The organism is Pseudomonas sp. RL_5y_Pfl2_73 (assembly GCF_963970515.1).
Taxonomy (GTDB): domain Bacteria; phylum Pseudomonadota; class Gammaproteobacteria; order Pseudomonadales; family Pseudomonadaceae; genus Aquipseudomonas.
The window spans coordinates 1-19954 of sequence record NZ_CAXAPD010000047.1 but is presented as its reverse complement, the minus strand read 5'-3'; the positions used below and the strand labels follow the sequence as shown (position 1 = coordinate 19954).

18 protein-coding genes and 6 pseudogenes are annotated in these 19954 nt (G+C 53.1%); 15 read left to right on the top strand and 9 right to left on the bottom strand.

Translation table 11 applies throughout. The features are described 5' to 3' along the window. Positions 1-9: 9 nt before the first annotated feature. The 3 genes from AACY42_RS26990 to AACY42_RS26980 form a co-directional block, all read right to left on the bottom strand. Entirely contained in the window at positions 10-282 is a 273-nt protein-coding gene (locus AACY42_RS26990; protein ID WP_339483504.1) for a hypothetical protein, read from the bottom strand. Positions 283-437: 155 nt separating this feature from the next. Next, the gene (locus AACY42_RS26985) at positions 438-1067 is read right to left on the bottom strand and encodes a LysE family translocator (RefSeq protein WP_339483503.1); all 630 of its coding nucleotides are present in this window, start codon (positions 1065-1067) and stop codon (positions 438-440) included. Between the two features lie 293 nt (positions 1068-1360). Next, positions 1361-1516: a hypothetical protein gene (locus AACY42_RS26980; RefSeq protein ID WP_339483501.1), complete on the bottom strand. Its 156-nt coding sequence runs from the start codon at positions 1514-1516 to the stop codon at positions 1361-1363. 335 nt (positions 1517-1851) lie between these two features. On the opposite strand from AACY42_RS26980, the pseudogene AACY42_RS28865 reads away from it, so the two are divergent. The 4 genes and pseudogenes from AACY42_RS28865 to AACY42_RS26960 form a co-directional block, all read left to right on the top strand. Continuing rightward, positions 1852-2148, top strand: a pseudogene (locus AACY42_RS28865) (transposase); the annotation flags it as partial. Further along, complete coding sequence (tnpB, locus tag AACY42_RS26970) at positions 2145-2489, top strand: IS66 family insertion sequence element accessory protein TnpB (RefSeq protein WP_339483500.1); 345 nt, start codon at positions 2145-2147, stop codon at positions 2487-2489. The pseudogene AACY42_RS28865 and the gene tnpB, both read left to right, overlap by 4 nt. Before the next feature lie 37 nt (positions 2490-2526). Then, the gene (gene tnpC / locus AACY42_RS26965) at positions 2527-4032 is read left to right on the top strand and encodes an IS66 family transposase (RefSeq protein WP_339483498.1); all 1506 of its coding nucleotides are present in this window, start codon (positions 2527-2529) and stop codon (positions 4030-4032) included. Positions 4033-4035: 3 nt separating this feature from the next. Next, positions 4036-4614 (top strand): plasmid pRiA4b ORF-3 family protein, encoded by a 579-nt coding sequence (locus AACY42_RS26960; protein WP_339483496.1) that lies wholly within the window; start codon positions 4036-4038, stop codon positions 4612-4614. A 26-nt stretch (positions 4615-4640) separates the two neighbouring features. On the opposite strand, the pseudogene AACY42_RS26955 reads toward AACY42_RS26960, so the two are convergent. Continuing rightward, positions 4641-4946, bottom strand: a pseudogene (locus AACY42_RS26955) (type II toxin-antitoxin system RelE/ParE family toxin). A 313-nt stretch (positions 4947-5259) separates the two neighbouring features. Here AACY42_RS26955 and AACY42_RS26950 point away from each other — a divergent pair. Continuing rightward, complete coding sequence (locus AACY42_RS26950) at positions 5260-5979, top strand: hypothetical protein (protein ID WP_339483494.1); 720 nt, start codon at positions 5260-5262, stop codon at positions 5977-5979. Positions 5980-6087: 108 nt separating this feature from the next. Here the strand turns inward: AACY42_RS26950 and AACY42_RS26945 are convergent, their stop codons facing one another. Continuing rightward, positions 6088-6924 carry a hypothetical protein gene (locus tag AACY42_RS26945; RefSeq protein WP_339483492.1) on the bottom strand — a complete coding sequence of 279 codons (837 nt, stop codon included), beginning with the start codon at positions 6922-6924 and terminating at the stop codon, positions 6088-6090. Continuing rightward, on the bottom strand, positions 6917-7177 hold the full coding sequence (locus tag AACY42_RS26940) for a DUF7660 family protein (protein WP_033028085.1): 261 nt from the start codon (positions 7175-7177) through the stop codon (positions 6917-6919). The genes AACY42_RS26945 and AACY42_RS26940 overlap by 8 nt, the downstream gene beginning before the upstream one ends. A gap of 147 nt (positions 7178-7324) precedes the next feature. Between AACY42_RS26940 and AACY42_RS26935 the strand changes: the two genes are divergently transcribed. The 5 genes from AACY42_RS26935 to AACY42_RS26915 all read left to right on the top strand — a co-directional run bounded on the left by AACY42_RS26935 (position 7325) and on the right by AACY42_RS26915 (position 13187). Beyond that, positions 7325-7873, top strand: coding sequence for a hypothetical protein (locus AACY42_RS26935; RefSeq protein ID WP_339483490.1), 549 nt, complete (start codon positions 7325-7327; stop codon positions 7871-7873). 321 nt (positions 7874-8194) lie between these two features. Further along, positions 8195-9958 (top strand): UvrD-helicase domain-containing protein, encoded by a 1764-nt coding sequence (locus AACY42_RS26930; protein ID WP_339483488.1) that lies wholly within the window; start codon positions 8195-8197, stop codon positions 9956-9958. Between the two features lie 103 nt (positions 9959-10061). Continuing rightward, on the top strand, positions 10062-11561 hold the full coding sequence (istA, locus tag AACY42_RS26925) for an IS21 family transposase (protein WP_339483512.1): 1500 nt from the start codon (positions 10062-10064) through the stop codon (positions 11559-11561). After that, positions 11554-12357 (top strand): IS21-like element helper ATPase IstB, encoded by an 804-nt coding sequence (istB, locus tag AACY42_RS26920; RefSeq protein WP_339483487.1) that lies wholly within the window; start codon positions 11554-11556, stop codon positions 12355-12357. Before istA ends, istB begins: the two co-directional genes overlap by 8 nt. Positions 12358-12767: 410 nt before the next feature. Then, positions 12768-13187, top strand: coding sequence for a DUF1330 domain-containing protein (locus AACY42_RS26915; RefSeq protein ID WP_339483485.1), 420 nt, complete (start codon positions 12768-12770; stop codon positions 13185-13187). An 85-nt stretch (positions 13188-13272) separates the two neighbouring features. Here AACY42_RS26915 and AACY42_RS26910 read toward each other — a convergent pair. Continuing rightward, a pseudogene (locus tag AACY42_RS26910) lies at positions 13273-13782 on the bottom strand (IS3 family transposase); the annotation flags it as partial. Between AACY42_RS26910 and tnpC (AACY42_RS26905) the strand changes: the two are divergent. Beyond that, positions 13781-14518: pseudogene (tnpC, locus tag AACY42_RS26905) on the top strand (IS66 family transposase); the annotation flags it as partial. The pseudogenes AACY42_RS26910 and tnpC (AACY42_RS26905) sit on opposite strands and share 2 nt — an antisense overlap. Positions 14519-14616: 98 nt before the next feature. Here tnpC (AACY42_RS26905) and AACY42_RS26900 read toward each other — a convergent pair. After that, a complete protein-coding gene (locus AACY42_RS26900; protein WP_095055732.1) occupies positions 14617-14910 on the bottom strand; it encodes a muconolactone Delta-isomerase family protein in 294 nt (97 codons plus the stop codon). Between the two features lie 107 nt (positions 14911-15017). On the opposite strand from AACY42_RS26900, the gene AACY42_RS26895 reads away from it, so the two are divergent. The 4 genes and pseudogenes from AACY42_RS26895 to AACY42_RS26880 all read left to right on the top strand — a co-directional run. Next, on the top strand, positions 15018-15902 hold the full coding sequence (locus AACY42_RS26895; protein WP_339483482.1) for a LysR family transcriptional regulator: 885 nt from the start codon (positions 15018-15020) through the stop codon (positions 15900-15902). An 837-nt stretch (positions 15903-16739) separates the two neighbouring features. Further along, positions 16740-17375 (top strand): lytic polysaccharide monooxygenase auxiliary activity family 9 protein, encoded by a 636-nt coding sequence (locus tag AACY42_RS26890; protein WP_339483481.1) that lies wholly within the window; start codon positions 16740-16742, stop codon positions 17373-17375. A gap of 47 nt (positions 17376-17422) precedes the next feature. After that, a complete protein-coding gene (locus tag AACY42_RS26885; RefSeq protein ID WP_339483479.1) occupies positions 17423-18889 on the top strand; it encodes a glycosyl hydrolase family 18 protein in 1467 nt (488 codons plus the stop codon). Between the two features lie 210 nt (positions 18890-19099). Continuing rightward, positions 19100-19450: pseudogene (locus AACY42_RS26880) on the top strand (transposase); the annotation flags it as partial. Here AACY42_RS26880 and AACY42_RS26875 read toward each other — a convergent pair. Further along, positions 19450-19836: pseudogene (locus AACY42_RS26875) on the bottom strand (ATP-dependent nuclease); the annotation flags it as partial. The pseudogenes AACY42_RS26880 and AACY42_RS26875 overlap by 1 nt on opposite strands. Positions 19837-19954 lie beyond the last annotated feature (118 nt).

Below are 19954 nucleotides of genomic sequence, written 5' to 3'. Positions count from 1 at the left end.
CCCTCGGCCTCACCCCATATTAATGGTAAACAATGGATGTTCAGGGTCATACAAGCTAGCAGACTCTATACCTAGCCTCATGAGTATTAATGCTGGAGAGTTGTTTGCTGGTTCGGCTATTATAAATTTTTTGACACAATTATGAGAGCGATCAATAAATAGCGCTCTATAGATTGCACTTGGCCAATTAGAAGCCCGGGAGTCTTGCAGTTTCATATTGGTATGTGCGGCAGCATGCTCGCTGAGCAACGTGATACAATTTGAATTGGCGAGAAAATCCATGATTTTAATCCATTAAAAAATGTGGTTGTGGCTCCATGCCAGTAAAACGAAGGGCGCAGACCCTCATTGCGCTATTCGATAAAGTCAATTCGTGATTAGCTTATTTAGTAGGAGCTCGATCTATACTATTTTGATTGTTCTGGAGCTTTCGCATCTTAAGTGGTCGCATTTCTCGCAATAAGGAGGGCTGGACCAGCTCCTCCAAGAAGTGAACTGCAGGCTCTATTGAATAGCTTTTTTGCTTCAGCCCCGGCGAGCCAACGAGGAAGGTGCAATCCAAGTACCGCATAAGTCGCAATGGCGATCCACTCAAGGACTAAAAACATAGTTCCTAACGTTAAAAGCTGCGCGGAAACATGGTGATCCGGTGCGATAAATTGAGGTAGGAAAGCTGTAAAAATTAAGATCGCTTTTGGGTTTCCGATTGCAACAATGAATTCCCTGCGCATTAGCGTAGAAACTCTTACCTTGGCTTCGGTTTCTGTCTGAGCTGTTGTAAAGCCATCACTGGTCCACAATTTATAGGCAAGATAAATCAAATATGCTGCACCGATCGTTTTTATGATCGTAAAAGTTGTCTTCGATGCAAAGATAACAGCGGCAAGCCCGGCTGAAGCCAAAGCTATCATTATAGAAAATGCGATAAACCTCTCTATTCCTGCACAGCAAGATGCTGAGAAGCCATGGTGAGCCGCATTATTTGTTGAGAGGAGATTGTTTGGACGTAGAGCTAAATTTAAAGTAAGAAAAGCTGGTACCAAAAACATAAGTGTCGACAAATCCATTTGCGAACCTACCCAAGTAATCTAATACAAATTAAAGCTAGAGTTTTTTTTACAATCAGTAACGGTCTGTGTCAAGGAAAAGTGGTAAATATTTCCATGGTTGTTATGTGATGTGACTTGTGTTATGGGTTTTTCGTATGTTTCTTCAAATATGTTCAAACTGGCCTGATCTGCTGATCCAGGACACCCGTGATTCGAGTGAGATTTTCCGACTTCGAATAAGCCAGTGAGAGTAAGCGGATACGCTGAAAACCCGGATGGATCAGGTCGTGCTCAGATCTGGCCTATTGGGGTTAGTCGTGCAGTTCTACCCCAAGTTCGACTGCTTTGCGGCAAGCCTTGGCGACGGCAACGTCAGACACACCGATGTCCTGAGCCAATTTGACCATCGGCGTTTCCCATACCTTTTCGAAAAGTTCCGCAATGGTGAAGCTCACTAATGTGTACATACAGTCCGCCACTCTCCATCTATCGCGAGTTTAGGCCAACCTGTTCGGAGCGGATGTTAAATTTCGGAGAACCCGGGGATAAGCGTTTGGGTCAGGTCGGTGATCAATCATTGGGCAAGTGCAGCTGCACTTCCATGGTGTCGGGAAGGAGTCGGACGACCTCGATCACGTCGTAACCGTCCGGCCAGCACCCTCTCCTGACAGCCGTCCAAATTGGCCAAGATAGTGGACACCATTTTTTAGTGGACACTATCTTGGATACAGTTGCCCCAGCCCGTCGAACCGGTCGCCGCCCCAATTTCCCGCTCGAATTTAAACGCCAAGTCGTCGAAGCCACCTTCCAGCCTGGTGCCTCCGTGTCGTTGATCGCTCGCGAACATGACGTCAATGCCAACCTGGTATTTCGCTGGCGGCAGCAATACCAAGAAGGGCTATTCGGCCCGGTTAGCCAGAGTGCAACGCTTTTGCCAGTCCAGGTGATCGAGGCGCCAATGGATCTGCCGCAAGTCGTCCAGCCACGGGCAGAGTGTCATTCCGAGATCGCAGTTGAGGTAGGAAAAGCCGAGCTGCGTATCACCGGCACGCCAGATCCGCAGACGCTGCAACTCGTCTTGCAGCAGTTATTGCGATGATTACCCCTCCCGCTGGAACCCGTATCTGGATCGCCGCCGGCGTCACCGACATGCGCCGTGGCTTCGACGGTTTAGCGGCACTGGTACAGACACAGCTGGAAGCCGATCCCTTCTCCGGTCAGATCTTCGCCTTTCGCGGACGACGCGGTGACCGGATCAAATTGTTGTGGTGGGATGGCGACGGCTTGTGTCTGTTTTGCAAACGGCTGGAACAAGGACGCTTCGTCTGGCCACAAGCAACCGGCGGCAGCGTGTCGCTGACGACCGCGCAGTTGTCGATGCTGTTGGAGGGCATTGATTGGCGCAGGCCAATTCGTACAGCACCCGTCCTCGCGGTCTGACTTGCCGCGCTGAAAAAATTCCCAGTAATATTCGGTCATGACTCTCGTGACCGACTCCCTGCCGAACGATCTTCAAGCCTTGAAGGCTCTGGTCGCTGCCCAGCGCGCAGAGATCGAGCGCTTGAAGATGATGATCGCCAAACTGCGTCGCACGCAGTTCGGCCGCAGTTCCGAGCAACTGGACGCGATGATCGATCAGCTCCAGTTGAGCCTTGAGGAGCTACAAGTCAGCCAAGCCGAAATGACACCGCCAACCGAACCGGCACCTCGCGCCGTCTCTCGGCGTAAACCATTGCCCGAACACCTGCCTCGCGAAACCCACGTGCATCAGCCCGAGTCGCAATGCACTGGCTGCGGTGGGGCGCTTCGTCATTTGGGTGAGGATGTGTCCGAAGTGCTGGAGTACGTTCCGGCACGCTTCAAAGTCATTCGCCATGTCCGTCCGAAGTGGGTCTGCGGCTGCTGCGAGCACATCGCCCAAGTGCCGGCACCGAGTCGCCCCATAGCCCGAGGCCTTGCAGGCCCGGGGTTGCTGGCCCATGTACTGGTCTCGAAGTTTGTCGATCATTTGCCGTTGTATCGGCAGTCCGAGATATACGCCCGTGAGGGCGTGGATCTGGAGCGCTCAACCCTGGCCGACTGGGTCGGCCAGAGCAGTCAGTTGCTGCGGCCATTGATCAACGCTCTTGAGCACCATGTCATGAGCGGCCATAAAGTCCACGCCGACGACACGCCGATTGGCGTGCTCGCGCCGGGCAACGGCAAAACCAAAACGGCTCGTCTGTGGACTTACGTGCGGGACGACCGTCCTGCGGGTGACGCGACACCGGCGGCGGTATGGTTTGCCTACTCTCCGGATCGCAAGGGCCAGCATCCCCGTGCTCATCTCAAGCGCTTCAGCGGGATCTTGCAGGCTGACGGCTACGCCGGTTTTGCTCAGTTGTATGCCACGGGCACTATTGAGGAAGCCGCGTGCTGGGCCCACGCCCGCCGCAAGTTTTACGATGTCTACAAAGACCAGGCTTCGCCACTTGCCGGCGAGGCGCTACAACGGATTGCGGCCCTGTATGCCATCGAAAGCGAGATTCGAGGGCAACCGCCCAACCTGCGAAAAACGGTTCGGCAAAGCCGAGCCAGTCCGCTGCTGGAACAACTCTACGCGTGGCTTAACCAGACGCTGACTCAATTGTCGAAAAAATCGACATTGGGCGGTGCAATCCTCTATGCCCTCAATCGGTGGCCGGCGCTGACGCGTTACTGCGATGACGGCCGGATCGAAATCGACAACAATGCCGCCGAGCGCGCGTTGCGCGCCGTCGCCTTGGGTCGCAAAAATTACCTGTTTGTCGGTTCCGATGCCGGCGGAGAACGAGCGGCTGCGATTTACAGCCTGGTGGGTTCGGCCAAACTCAACGGCCTGAACCCGCAAGCCTATTTGACCCACGTGCTGGAGCGCATCGCCGAGCACCCGATCAATCGGGTCGACGAACTGCTGCCCTGGAACGTTTCTTTGAACCACACTGAACACTGCGAGGCCGCCTGATCCATGGTTAAAACTGTCCGTTTACCCAAACCCGCCTCCGACCTGTTGCTGCTGCACATCGAGCTGAAGTGGATCACTCCGAAGATTTGGCGTCGGTTCGCAGTGCCTGAAAACATCACCTTGGGCAAGCTGCACCATGTCATCCAGGTCGTGATGGGCTGGAGTGATAGCCATCTGCATGAGTTTGAAATTGCCGGTGAGAATTACGGCATGCCCGACCCTGATGGCTGGGGGCCGACGGTAAACCCGGAAGCCCGTAAAACGCTGATCAAGGCGCTGAACGGAAAGCGGACATTCAATTATATCTACGACTTTGGTGACAGTTGGCATCACAGTATCAAGGTCGAAAAAGCGCTACCCGCTATTGCCTGTCCTCAGGTGCCGTACTGCATCGACGGCGCCAATGCTTGCCCACCGGAAGACGTGGGTGGCGGGCCTGGTTACGAGGAGTTTCTGGAGGCGATGGGCAACCCCGATCATCCAGAGCATGACGCCATGGTTGAATGGCATGGCGATGTTTTTGATCCAGCGACATTTGAGTGCGAGCGCGTGAACCAGTGGTTTAAACGGATTAAGGTTTGAGTTGCAAGGCGGTGTAGCTCGGACGCTTACATCACGTCGTCGTTTGCCACGCGATAGAACACGACATGGCGCGGGCTTTTGACCGTTCCATGGGGGTGTTTAGCCTGCTAGCGTGAGTAGATGAGGTAATAGCTGCAAAGGTCCGGTGCAAGCTCATCGCGGTCGTGGCTGCCAATGCGATAGGGCGTGTCGGCGATAGCTTGTAATGCGGAGAGGATCAGCGCCTGGTAGCGCTGGCGTGCTTGATCGCCGAACTGCGTCTGGGAGAGTGTGAGGATGCCGACAATGTCGACGCGCGCCGCGTTGGAAATCCGATATTGCGGCGTGCTCAGTGTTTCTCGCGCGCGAGGGGGTGGCCTCCAGGCTCAAGCCCTCGAGGTAGTGCTCCAGATCCTCCTTTGCTGCAGCCTTCTCGCGCTTCCTGCGCTGCTTCTTGGCTTCCTCCGTCAGTTCCTTTTCCTCGGCCATGGCCTACCTCTTCAATTCCGCTGGCCGGCAAGTGCGGCCAAGAATTTTTGCGTTTTGGGAGCCGGATGGGATTGAACCTTCTCTTGTACGACTTAGGCCAAGCGTCCACGCCACCCATGGCGGCAATTTGCTTCTGGTTAGTGTTTGATATGCCAAATCTTTAACAAGGATGTCCAGATGAAAAAAATTGCGTTAATAGCTGTAAATATTAAAGAAGTTCCTAGCGGCTGGACCTCGGTTGATTATGTGGATAAAAGCACAGGAAAGTTTCATCGGATTTATAAGTACAAGAATAAGCCATGTAAAAGCGTTTATCTGAAGTCACGCTTAAGTGAGCATGTGGCGGGGTATGCGTTGATTGAAAAAGATATTCGAAGCTCGTTGGTGTGGCTCCGCAAGATCAAGGATCTCGTCGGTGACTATGATGGCAAAAAAGACAGCTCATTTAGTATTAACAGGGACCGAGAAAAATTTAACCTTGTGAAAGGCTTGTTCGTAGCGTCCTTAACTTTTTACGGGAAATGTTTTTCCAAGTGCGACGGGCGACCAGTGAAGCTAGAGCGTAATCAACTGGAAGAGAAATATAGAGATATTCATGATGTGGCGATTTCTTATCGACATAACTTTGCGGCGCATAGCGGTGCGAAGCGCTTGGAGTATGCAAAAATTGCGTTGGTCGCTCCGTTGAAGGTCAAGCCTGGAAGGAAGATATCTATAAATCTTTACACCGAAATTAATCAGCCAGATTTGGCGTGGCACAGCAAAGATGAAGAGCTGTGGTTTATAGAGCTTCTTGAGCACGTTCAGTCAATGGTCAAAGAAAAAATTAAGAAGCTTAGTGATAAAATTCTCAACGAAGAGGTGCTACCGAAAGGCCCCGATCATTTCTTTAGATGAGTTGTGGTTGTCTGCTGAGGCCGTCTCACACAATCTTAAGTTGGGTCTGTCGTCTGCGCCTGGTTCCAAAGCAAGCAACATGCATCGGAACCAGTCGCGCACGAAAAATTATTTAAGATATTCCATGCGTTGTTTGGCCCTGTAACAGTCATTGGTCTCAATGGCCTTCTGGTAGTACTCCAAACGCCGCGCACGATTGCTATCACCTTGTAGCCGGTAGATTTCCGCTTGATAGTCCCGGCCGTCGCCCCACTGCATAGCGAAGCCCACAGGTTCTTCACGCTTGCACTCAAGCCTGACAACAGGCTGTGGGAAATATTTTTCGTAGAGTGGCATGCTGCTTTCTGTGGCCAGCAGGGCTTTTTGGTACTCGGGTGTATCGGTGAACGCCAAACACCAGTAGGCAATTTCAAGTGCCGGTGGAGCGAAGCCTTGGGAGAGGCTTCGTTCGAACAAGGGGCAAGCTTTCTCTTTGATCACTTCGCTCGGAGACAGCATCGCGTAAATCAATCCGAGACGATATTGGGCTACGGGATGATCGAGGGCCGCTGCTTGTTCAAGCAGAGTAAAGGCTGGTTTGAGTAGCGCGCCCCCTTCTTCAGCTAGGGTTAGGGAGCGCTGCCTTTCCTCTTCGCTTGTAGTTGGGGTATCAGCGGTCACTGCTTCGAGCTTTTCATTCGCCTGTAGTAGGTATGGGAGAGCTTCCTGGTAAAGGCTCTCAGCCCCAGGGTCTATATGCAGTGTGCTGGCCAGGCTCAACTGTGGCAGCAGACAGGTTAGTAGAATATAGCCCCAACGTTTTAGATACACCGATTGTAAGAGACCGGCGAACACACCTTCCGAGCCTGACCGTTGAGAGTATTTGTCTCCATGTATGAGGACAATGTCCCCACAAGCGACGGTTTCTGGATTGTATGCTGCGCGGATGGCCGTTACGTTATTCATAGATCTTGCCGCAGTACAGAAAGACCGCAAACTGTTGCCAGGGATTAGACTGCTCAAGCCCTTGTCTGATACCAAAGTCAGTGTCTTCCGCCCAAGCAATGGCGTTTTCCAAGAATCCCTCTATCGTGTTGTTCTCCCAATCCATGCTGTCGGAAGAGGCTCCAGCCCTATCTGCCATCAGTGCACGGGCAAAACGTAAGAAGGTTTGATCGTCATTGACCTGATCTAGAATATCGTGAAGTTCCACTGTCATTTATCCTTTAAATCTGACCCAGAGCACGAAAGGTTGACCATCTACTGCGACGGTTGATACTCCTCGTGTTTCAACGCGCCCATTCCAGCGAGATTTTCGCCTGCTCAGAGAGCTGTGCTGGAAAGGCGCAAATAGCCAAGAGCGAACGTGCAATTGGGTGTCTTTAGTGAGACGGAGTGGCTATTTTTTTTTATGGCGTTAAGCTATCAAGATTTTTTGTTCCGCGCTAGATTGGCGTCATTGCATGCATGCTCATTCTGTCGACCACTGGAGTTTTTTTTGAAATTTATATGGGCTATTGGCTTTGGAGTATTGCTGGCGGGATGCACAAATACCCCCGCAAACCTCATGTCTGACCCAAACAGTTACGATGGCACGATACAGGCGAACGTTACTGCTCAAATCGCTTATCGCAGCATTCGTCAGGCAAGCAAACTTTGTTTGGAGCACTCGCCGCTGGGGACTCCGGTCACAACAGAAAGCGAGTTCGATTCGGAATTCGGTAGCGGGCAGATCACTCAGCGTATGGTGGCTCAAGGCGTGAGACTCAGTTTGGCAATCATCACCATTGAACCCAAACCTGAGGGGCTCGCTGAGATAAAGCTTTACACCCTCAAGGGTTGGAGCACGATTGGGGTAAAGGCGCCTACGTTGGATAGGCTTCGTTCGTGGATCAAAGGAGATCAATCCTGCTAAACGTCGATTGCGCTCCAAGGGACCGTTCGGGATCGTGGGCAAGATGACCGGGGTCTGTACCGTCGTTTTCTTCGGTTGACGTTGCTCTGGATGGGGGCGCTCATTCATGGAGAGCGTCATTCTCGCCCGATAGGCCAAACCTCTTGTCGCCCGATGACCTTGATAACAATCCCGTTCTGACAGAGACAACGTGCTGTATGCGATACTGGCTCTGTAGTGGCACTGGTTCGTGCCTAGATTAGGATTGGGACAAGGATTGACTTGCATGACAAGGATGAAGGCAGCACCTGCTTTGCAGTGCTGGTATAGCGGGAAGTCTCAATGACTCAGGGAGCTTTTCGTAGTTTTCGCTTGGCGAAATGGTTGGGCTCCACCTGTGCGTCATTGGACATCGCTTCCAACGGGTTGATAGCCGTCGACTGGGAAGGGCAGGCATCGAAGGTCTTGGTGACCGGTATGCCCAAACCTCCTCAACTCAACCAATGGTTGGGTTTTTCTTGTTTGACGCTCACGTTGCCATCCGGCCAGTTAAAGGCCATCGGATGGGGCGTCAGTCGTGCCGATAATATTTGGCGTGCTGCGTTGCGTGAATGGTATGGCGACCGCGTGTTGGCCATCGCACAGACGTTGAATGCCTTCTACAAAAATGTCCAAGCCCGAGGTTACTGCCGTCGCTCACAGTGGACGGCTTTGCACGGCCGTTTGGTTCTGCTAGCCCAACAATGGCCAACGCTACCTGCCAGGGGCTTGGGAGTTTTATCGGGGCCTGAGCGCAAGATCCTGACTCGGGCTTGGTCATGGGTTCACGACGGCGAGAAATGTCTGCGTCGGTGGCGTAAGCACTATGTGAAGCTCTGCCTCGCCAAGCATGCTCAGATGTTCGATACGATTGAGTCCATACCCCTCACGCTCAACCAACGCTTAGCCTGTATTGTGGATGAGGACAACAATCTGGTTCTGGCCGGGGCGGGTACCGGCAAGACCAGCACGACGATGGGGCGTGTCGCCTTCCTGGTCCGCAGTGGACAAGCGAAACCTGAAGACATCTTGTTGCTCGCCTACGGCAGTGACGCTGCTGAGGAGATGCGTGAGCGGTTGGAGGCGCGTGTGGGTATAAAGGGCATTAAGGCCTCCACCTTCCACTCCCTTGGTAAGGACATGCTGGGTCAACCGTCCCTCACGCCAATGGCTGAGGATAAGGCTGCCCGTAAGCGATTTATCCAATTGGCCTTTGAAGATTTTCAATCAGAGCCAGGCTATCGCAAGCGCCTACTGCAGTACTTCGAGAATTACCTGTTCCCGATCAAGAACCCATTCGACTTTGCTTCCCTGGGCGAGTACTTCGCTTACCTGGCAGAGCATGAGGTCCGGACTCTCAAGGGTGAGCTGGTCAAAAGCATGGCTGAGTGCCGTATTGCCAATTTCCTGTTCAAGATGGGCGTGGATTACCAATACGAACCGCGCTACAAGGTGTCGACCCGAACGGCTGAGCGGCGGGACTACCATCCAGATTTTTACCTGCCGGCGTTCGATATTTATATCGAACATTTCGGCACGGACCGCCATGGCAATACAGCGCCCTACGTCGACCGCAAGGCCTACCATCAAGACATGGTGTGGAAGCGTGGTCTGCACAAGCAGCATCAGACTCGGTTGATCGAAACGTTTCATTTTGAGCAGCAGGAAGGTCAGTTACTTCCATTGCTGGAGCAGCGCTTGCGGTCCGCCGGTGTAATCTTCAATCCACTGCCAGATGAAGCGATGTTGGAAACGCTTCGTGAGTTCGGTGTAGTCACCGAGTTCGCCGAGCTGCTGGAGAAGCTGCTGACCGGTTACAAGGCGGCGGATTTAGCCAAGGTTGATCTGGAGGCGCGTATTAACGCAGCACCCTCGCCGGATCAGATGCGGGCGGCGCTTGAGTTGCTGATGCCCATTTATCAACGCTATCAAGATGACCTGGAAGGCAAAGGGCAGATCGATTTCGACGACATGATTGTAAAGGCGGTGCGCCTGGCGGAGCAGGGGGATTTCAAGGCTTCATGGCGATTTGTGCTCGTGGATGAATATCAGGACTGTTGCCGCTGACCGAAAACTGACCCAGTAAAGGCTGTTCTGCCGACTGAAAACTGACCCAGGTGTTCAACTGCTTCTGCTCACTTTTTGAGCAGGAGAACACAGGGTGATCAGCATGGAAATGTTGGGAAAAATCCGGCGGATGTACTTCCGCGACAAGCTCTCGCTGCATCAGATAGCCAAGCGTACCGGGCTGTCGAGAAACACCATCCGAAAATGGGTCAGAGCGCCCGAAGCCACTCAACCAGCGTACCAACGGTGCGCAACCTTCAACAAACTCAGCCCATTCCACGAGACGCTGGAACAGGCGCTCAAGGCCGATTCGTTCCGGGCAAAGCACAACCGTAGAAGCGCCAAAGCGCTTTTTGAGCAGATCAAGACCGAGGGTTACGACGGCGGCTACAGCCAGCTCACGGCGTTTGTGCGCTCTTGGCGAGGCGAGCAAGGCAAGTCTTTACGCGCTTTTGTACCGCTGACTTTTGCCCTCGGCGAGGCCTTTCAATTTGACTGGAGCGAAGAAGGTCTGCTGATCGGTGGCCTGTTTCGACGCATCCAGGTCTCCCACATGAAGCTGTGCGCCAGTCGCGCATTCTGGTTGGTTGCGTACCCTAGCCAAGGTCACGAGATGCTATTCGATGCCCATACACGCTCGTTCGGAGCGTTAGGTGGCGTGCCGCGTCGCGGCATCTACGACAACATGAAAACGGCTGTCGACAAGGTCAATAAAGGCAAGGGCCGCACGGTCAATGCCCGGTTTTCCGTGATGTGCGCGCACTACCTGTTCGATCCGGATTTCTGCAACGTAGCCTCTGGCTGGGAAAAGGGCATTGTCGAGAAGAACGTTCAAGACAGTCGACGGCGCATTTGGCTTGACGCTCAAAACTGCATGTTCCACAACTTCGAGGAACTGAATGCCTGGCTCGGCCAGCGCTGTCGTGCGCTCTGGAGCGAGCTGCTGCATCCGCAGTACAACGGGCTGACGGTGTTGGACGTTTTGGAGCTGGAACGGGTCGAAATGATGCCGATGCCGACGGCCTTTGATGGCTACGTCGAGCGCACCGTACGGGTCTCCAGCACCTGCCTGATCAGCGTGGCGCGAAATCGCTATTCGGTGCCTTGTGAGCGAGTCGGCCAGTGGGTCAGCAGCCGTCTTTACCCATCCCGGATCGTGGTCATCGCCGATGACGCAATGATTGCCAGCCACGAGCGCCTCTTTGATCGAGATCAGGTCAGTTTTGACTGGCAGCATTACATCCCACTCATCGAACGCAAGCCGGGTGCACTGCGCAATGGCGCACCGTTTGCCGATCTGCCCAATCCGTTGCGGCTTCTCAAACGGGGCCTGAGACGTCACAGCAACGGTGATCGAATCATGACGCAGGTGCTCGCTGCCGTGCCCATCGCCGGTCTCGACCCGGTGCTGGTAGCGGTAGAACTGGTGCTTGAGTCGGGAAGTTTGAGCGCCGATCACATCTTAAATGTTCTCGCCCGACTCACCGCTACTGCACCACCGCCTTCCGTAGAAACCAGCCTGCAACTCAAGGTGACTCCCGTTGCCAACACGGCCCGATATGACCAACTCCGTACAACAGATGAGGAGAGCCGCAATGCGTGACTTGATGGCAGAACTTAAAGAACTGCGTCTGCATGGCATGGCGCAGGCTTGGGAAGAACTGACGGCCCAGGGAGAAGCTTCGACGGCATCCTCGAAATGGCTGCTTGAGCATCTGCTCCAACAGGAGCAGGCAGATCGCGCCGTGCGCTCTGTGAATCATCAGATGAACATGGCCAAGCTCCCCATGCACCGTGATTTGGCTGGCTTTGACTTCAGCGCTTCCAGCGCTGATGCCCGTCTGGTCAAGGAATTATCCAGCCTTGAGTTTACGGAGACTGCGCAAAATGTCGTGTTCATCGGTGGGCCTGGAACCGGAAAAACACACCTGGCCAGTGCCTTGGCCGTGTCCGGAATCACCACTCATAACAAACGAGTACGGTTCTTCTCCACGGTCGATCTCGTCAACCTACTGGAGCGTGAAAAGTACGATGGTAAGGCTGGCCGAATCGCCCAGGGACTACTTCGGACAGACCTGGTGATACTCGATGAGCTTGGGTATTTGCCCTTCAGTCAGAGTGGTGGCGCGCTGTTATTTCACCTGCTTTCAAAACTGTACGAGCACACCAGCGTGGTCATCACCACCAACCTCAGCTTCTCGGAATGGTCGAGTGTGTTTGGCGACGCCAAGATGACCACAGCGTTGCTGGATCGGCTGACACACCACTGCCATATCGTCGAAACGGGCAACGAGTCCTACCGCCTGCAACACAGCACCTTGGCCGCCCAGACAAAGATCAAATCGCGTGAACGACAGCGCAAGGACGAAGATGGTATCGAGGACGATGAAGCGTTTTGATCTGCACAGTAAATACCCCACCGCATGCCTGCATGCGGTGGGGCCAGATGCGTCTTCAACCGGAGCACTGCTGCTAAGCTTATCCACAATTGCTGGGACAAAAATCAGCAATCCGCCCTGGGTCAATTTTCAATCGGCAGGGTGGGTCAGTTTTCAATCAGCGCCAACAAATAGCGGTCATTGAGAAACTAGATCCCGATTTGCTTACAGGTGCTTTAGGTTTATGTGGCGCTATCAGACAGTGCTATCAACACAGACTCAAAACTTGGGATTATCTGTAGCTTGCTCCAGAACTTAAAATCCATGTGATGCTCATATGGTCTTAAATGTGTCCATATCGGTCTTAGATTGTATCGCCGTTTTCTGCAATGCTGACTGTGATTGCAACTGAGCAGAAAAGGAACGTCAGTATGAAAATGACTAAGTTGAGTCCCCGTCGTATGATCGCCAGCGGAGTTCTAGCGTTTGTCACTTTGACATCTCTCGCGGCTAGCATTGCGTCGGGACAGACGCAACCCGAAATGGCCAGCCCCAACAAGCCTGGATATGCGGTGTTCTTTATTCAGGTAAACAATCCAGATGCGTATACGGAGTACGCATCCTTAGTCCTTCCGTCTCTAAAGCCATATCAAGGTCGCGTGATATCTGCGGTTAGTCGAAATGATATGCGCCAAATTGAGGGCATTCCGTCCTCGGATAGAGCTGCGATTATTGAGTTTCCGTCCTTGGACATTGCGGAGGAATGGTACAAGTCCTCCACTTATACGCACGCGACGGCTATTCGAAACAAGGCTGGAGTGAGCCAAGTTGTCCTGATGCGTGGGCGTTAAAGTATGCGCAACTCGATTACACCTCGATTTGAGGGGGAGGTCAAAGACCGTCACCGCTGGTTTGCCAGCGAGATACCTGTAGTAGTCAACTAATCCCGGACACGACGTTAAGTTTTTCTTCGGCCCGAGCTGGCGCCAGCCCACCGATGAATTGATGGGGTCGAATCCAGTTGTACCGATGCATCAAGAAATGGCTGATATCGCATTGGGTTTTTTGGGCCGTTCTGTAACCCTGAGTCGGTATCCATTCGGTTTTCAAGCTGCGGAACACGCGCGCCATCGGCACATTGTCCCAGCAATTTCCCCGGCAACTCATGCTCTGGCGCATTCGATAACGCCACAGCCGCTGGCGAAATAAACGACTCGCGTACTGCGACCCTTGATCTGAGTGAAACAGTAGGCCCTGAGACCTTCCACGTTGCTCGTAGGCCATATCCAGTGCCTTGATAACCAACTAGGCGTCCGGCTTTCCGACAATGCCTAACCCACCACCCGGCGCGCGCAAAGATCCAGCACGACAGCCAGATAATGCCATTTCCCCTGGGCCCAAAATGTAGGCGATGTCGCCGCACCACACCTGATTGGGTGCCGGTACACCGGTGCAGATGCTCGCACCAGGCTCGAAGAAAACCCACCGTTCTTATGTCTGGGCCTACGCCACCAGCCAATTCTGCGAAACAGCAGCTGTCGTCTACGACTTCAGCCCCAGCCGCGCCGGTGAGCATGCTCGCAACTTCCTGCAAGACTGGAAGGCCAAGCTGGTGTGTGATGATTTTGGCGGTTACAAAGCCAGCTTCGAACTCGGCGTCACCGAGATCGGCTGCATGGCCCATGCGCGGCGCAAGTTTTTCGAACTACACGTCACCAACAAGAGCCAGTTCGCCGAGCAGGTCCTGCGTTATATTCAGTTGCTGTATGAAATTGAGGGTGAAGTCCGCGACCTGGAGCCGGATTTACGCCGCCGAATACGGCAAAAAAAAGCGGTGCCGGTGATGGAGGCGCTACATGCTTGGATGATCGCCCAGCGTGATCTTGTGCATGATGGTTCGGCTATCAGCAAAGCGTTGGACTACAGCCTGAAACGCTGGACGGCGCTATCGCGCTACCTCGATGACGGGGCGTTGCCCGTTGACAATAATTGGGCCAAGAACCAGATTCGACCGTGGGCACTCGGGCGAAAAAACTGGCTCTTTGCAGGTTCCCTGCGCAGCGGAAAACGGGCGGCGGCGATCATGAGTTTGATCCTGTCGGCGCGGCTCAACGGGCGCCTACCGAGGCAACGGGCAAGTGATATTGCGCAGCTGCTGCCGCATAGGTGGCAACCGGTTTAGTGACGCAAGACGGGAGGCCCGGACGCATACCCTAGTTTGACGAATTGCATCGAGTGCCTCCTTGGGCTCTGTACTAAATATTATCGGACGAAGAGCGGTTACTGGATTCTTGGGCCAAATCCACCATAAGGTTTCAACGGTACAACAGAAGTAACTTCCAGCATCCCGGAATTTACCAGTGGCAGCGTTGCCAGCTTTTCCCGAACGGCAGTCTCGTTTTCGGCTTCAACCAGTAGGCAGGCGCCACCCATGTCACCACGGTGCCAGATATTGCGGATAAATCCCTCCAGATAGAGAGCCCTGGCACGCTGAGCTTCGGCTTCGAGATGAGGCGCAAAATCCGCATCGGAAAAACGCTCCGAGACTCGACGCGAAAGCGTGATGAATTGCATATATATATCCCCTTCAAGGCGTTCTTCGTTTAAACAGTTCACGGATAATTGCAAAAAATACTATTCTGGTCCAAGACGCGTTCTACATGACTTGAGACCCGATTCACATGACCTTAGATCTTCGATTGCTTGTTGCGTTTATCGCTGTCGCTGAAACTGAAAATGTCGGTCAAGCCGCCAGCCGTCTACATATCTCGCAGTCGCCTTTGAGTCGGCAAATCATTCAGCTTGAAGCGCAGCTTGGTCTGAGGTTATTCGAACGCGCACGTCAGCGCATGCGCCTGACTGACGAAGGACGTCTTTTCCTTCAGGAGGCGCGCAGCTTGGTCGCCCATGCATCTGAAGTCGAAGCAGCGGCGCGCAGTATCGCTCTTGGTGAGACAGGCCATATTGCCGTGGGTTATGTCGAAGCGGCCATGCACTCCAATGTATTACCGCGTGCTCTTGCGGGTCTGCAATCAGACCATCAGGCTGCTACCTTCGAACTCCGTCCCATGGGCTCCTCAGAACAATCCGAGGCCCTGCTCGGTAGAGCGCTCGATTTCGGGCTGGTTTATTCAGTTCCTGAGAGCGCAGACATAGAGTCCATGGAGGTTTCAAGCGAAGCGCTACTGCTTGTTCTGGGAAAAAGACATGTTATGGCCACGCAAGCGAGCATTGCTCCTCAAGACTTGAACGGGGAGCGTTGGGTTGCCTTGGCCCGGTCAAAAAATCCTGCGGCCCGCCAGCGTTTTCTTGAGAACTGCTCCGCTTGCGGTTTCTTGCCTGACATCAAGGTAGAGGCGGATGACCTGCTGGCAGCCTTGCGGCTGGTGGCCTCAGGTTTGGGCATTACCTTTGTCCAAGCGAGTCTTCGGGATTTTCTTGCAGATAGCGTCATATTTCGCGAGCTGCCCTGGCTTCCTTCACGGGTCAGGGTCTATGCCATCTGGCGCAAGGACGACCCCAAGCCGCTTGTCGCGACGCTCCGGCAAGCGCTCTTGGCGGCCTAGCATTAATTCTGCAAGGACTAGATTCAACCCCATCTTCAGATGAGGACTTGCGTGCCTGCGTGTTGGAGCCAAACGCACGCATTGGCCGTTTTGCCGTAAGCGCCCGCCGAAGGCATCTTGGCTAAGCTATTAAAGTGTTACTGCCGCATAAATGGGCGACCGTTTAACTATGCAAGGTGTGTTCCGCGGACACTTACCGACGAGGTACCAAATGCCTGTGTACAGCGGATCGCCCCCCATGCTTGTGTAAAGGAGAACGGGAGTGATCAGCAGGATTGAATAGGTAAGATCATCTCTACGGCGGACTGTCATTCCTATCCTCGCTTTCAGCATCATGCTTGCTGGAATAGCGTAGATGACGGGAACGTTCTTGCACTGTGAGTCCGCTATGGGTCGAGTGCCGCCGGTGGAGACGGCAGCAGTCGACCCTTAGCAGTCGGTCGACATCAGGGCAGATAGCGCCTGGTTCTGAGTACTGGTAGAGACGCAGCCACACACCGCAAGACCGGATAGAAACGCCTCGAACTCAGTAGCCCCATTCCTGCCGCATGAAGAAAGCTGTGGAAACGAGCGCTCAACCCACTTGCATTAGACAGGTTCCGTGCGAATGGAGTAGTGTCTCAGCCGAATCTGCTCGCGTACTCAGTTTGGTAATACCATCTTATCCGTTTGTTCTGTATGGAAAAGGCGGGGTGGCGGGTGTTGGGAAAATCTATCAGCTTGTATTTTATTTATTTTGTAGTCGTATTTATTTTTTATGGTGGACAATCCAACACCTTGCGCTAGCCTGAGGGTTCTCCTCTAGAGAGGGGGTCAATTAATCAAAGGAATGAACCAATGAATAACCCAGAATCCAACCCGCAGTTGAAACACGGTCGTGTAATTTCCCCTCCTAGTCGTTCTGCTATTGCTACAGACGAGGGCCTTATTCTGGACTGGCATGCTAATGCAATGGAAGGAGGTAAGAACTTCCCATCATTAACTGCTGGCCCATTCCCAAGACCTTATGAGACTGACGCCGCGAGCCTGGTACCACCTGCGGATGGTTATATCCTAAGCGGTGGCAAGACTGATGAGCGCGACTGCGTTAACTTCACCAACGAGGAAATGAGCAAGAAACTAAATCGCCCATTTACCTGGCCTCTATTGAATGTCGATCCGGGCCAGGCGTTTCATGTCAAATGGGTATACACCATGCCTCACGTGACTCGGGGTTTTAGCTGGTTTATTACTAAGGATGGCTGGGATCCTGAAAAGCGTATCAGTCGCGCCCAGCTTGAGCCAAAGTCCTTCTATGATGATTTTTATACTCAGGTTCCCTTCTACGAGCATGCCGCCGAATTGAAGGCGAAGGTTGAACATGAAGTGAAACTGCCAACGGGTAAGCAAGGTCATCACGTCATTGTCCTGCTTTGGGTGGTCGCTGATACCGGCAATGCGTTCTATCAGGCGTTTGATGTGAGCTTTAAATAAAGTCGGGCCATGTACGGCTCTTAGTAAAGTTCTGAAGGAATAGAACAATGACCAAAATTGATTTTTCTTGGCTGAAGTCCAAAGTAAGTGATTCCGCATCTTTGATGCCTGACATTGCCAATAAAAAAATTCTGATGGGTTTCTGGCATAACTGGGCAGCCGGCCATAGTGACGGTTATCAAGGTGGGCAGTTTGCCAACCTGGATCTGGTGGATGTACCCAAGGACTACAACGTTGTTGCTGTGGCTTTTATGAAAGGCCAGGGCATTCCTACTTTCAAACCCTATAACCTCTCCGACGACGAGTTTCGCCGTCAGGTTGGCGTACTGAACAGTCAGGGAAGGGCTGTGTTGATTTCGTTGGGTGGCGCCGACGCTCATATCGAGTTGCACAAAGGGGATGAACAACCTCTGGCAAATGAGATCATCCGGTTGGTTGAAGTCTACGGCTTCGATGGGTTGGATATCGACCTTGAGCAACACGCTATTGATTTCGCTGACAACATGATGGTGCTGCCTGCAGCCTTGAAACTGGTGAAGGATCACTACAAGGGCGAAGGGAAACATTTCATCATCAGCATGGCACCTGAGTTTCCCTATCTCAGAGTTGGCGGCAAGTACGTTGGCTACATACAGGCCCTTGAGGGATACTACGACTTCATCGCGCCTCAATACTACAACCAAGGTGGCGATGGGATCTGGGTTCAGGAGGCCAACGGTGGTCAAGGTGCCTGGATTGCGCAGAACAATGATGAGATGAAAGAGGATTTCCTCTACTACCTGACCGAAAGCCTGGTGACTGGCACGCGGGACTACATCGCCATTCCCGCAGACAAATTTGTCATTGGCTTACCGGCCAACAATGACGCTGCTGCCACTGGCTATGTGATTGATCCTGCTGCAGTTGTAAATGCATTCAAGCGTCTCGACGCTGCCAGCCATTCCATCAAAGGGCTGATGACTTGGTCTATTAACTGGGACGATGGCATTACCAAGGACAATGTTCCCTACAACTGGGAGTTCTACGATCGTTACGCCCCGTTGATTCACGGCGAGTCGGAGCCTGGTGACCGGCCAACGGCTCCTGCAAATCTGTCCGCCAGGGACGTAACCGAGATCAGTATGACCTTGAGTTGGGGGGCTTCAAGCGGCCCTCGTCCGATCGAGACATACACGCTGTACCGAAATGGGGCTGCTGTAGGCCATACGGCGGCTTTAACGCTGGAAGACTCAGGTCTAACGCTGAACACTCTGTACAGCTACTTTGTCACGGCAACAGACTCTCAGGGAAATGAGTCGCTTCCGAGCAAGAGCCTGAGCGTTCGAACTGCTGGAGAAATCACTGATCCAGAGTTCCCCGAGTGGCAGTTGAATCATCTGTATTGCAAGGACGATGGCGTGACTTACGAAGGTAATAAGTATTTGTGCCTGCAAGAGCACACATCAAACTCAGGCTGGACACCCCCAGTCGCCTTTACTCTGTGGTCAAAGGTCACAATCAAACGGCGCGCTTAGAGCACTATGCAAAGCCCGGCTGAAATGCCGGGCTTTTCTCTGCCTTCAAAAAAAGATTCTCCGGATTTTGGAATCATGGCTTTGTGTAGGTTCAGTCTAGTAGTGTGTGAGAGAGCAGGTACTCAGTGACTGCTTTTGGCCGAGAGTGTGTAAAAACGCCTTCGCGAACCCTTGCTATGATTTCTGAGGATTTCATCGCAGGGATCGCCCATGAAGCGCTTTATCCAAGGTGAACATCGAGGCCAAGGCACCTTACTTCCCGAGAGCCTCGACGACTACGTCAGCGATACCAATCCGGTGCGCGTAGTCGACGTCTTCGTCGACGAACTAGACCTGGTCAATCTGGGTTTTGAAGGTGCCATTCCAGCCGATACTGGCCGGCCTGCTTACCACCCTGCGATCCTCCTGAAGATCTACATCTACGGCTATCTCAACCGCATTCAGTCGAGCCGGCGCCTGGAGCGAGAAGCCCAGCGTAACGTCGAATTGATGTGGCTAACCGGCCGCTTGATGCCGGACTTCAAGACCATCGCCAACTTCCGAAAAGACAATAGCAAGGCCAATCCAGCACACCGCACCGGCACATTCTGACCAGTGCTCTCGTCGCTCACGTCGCAGAACAGTTGCATGAAATGCTTGAAGTAAATTCCGCCGAGGTTAATGACCGAGACACCGTAATCATCCAACGTGTCTCTACCCTCTCCATATTGGCGCAAAACGATGCGTGCCAGTTCTGGTATGACGATCGCCTCGGCGATGCCCTCCACCAAAATTGCACCTTTGGAAAACAGCAGATTTGACTTCGTCACATCCAGCCAGCGATCTACAAATCGTCGACTCTGGTCATTGAGTCCGCATGTACTCAGTGGTACAGCCACAGGTGTGCCGGCGCTGGAGATATGGATGATCTGGTCGACTGACACCGCCGACGAGATGACCCCCCGGTGTCAGGCTAGTTGTCGCCTGAGCTGATTTATCAAAACGATAGATCGGGGGCGTCAAAGAGAGCTGTAATGTCGAGCTATTCACCTGAGCGTAAAGCGGCCCTTATCCGTAAATTACTGC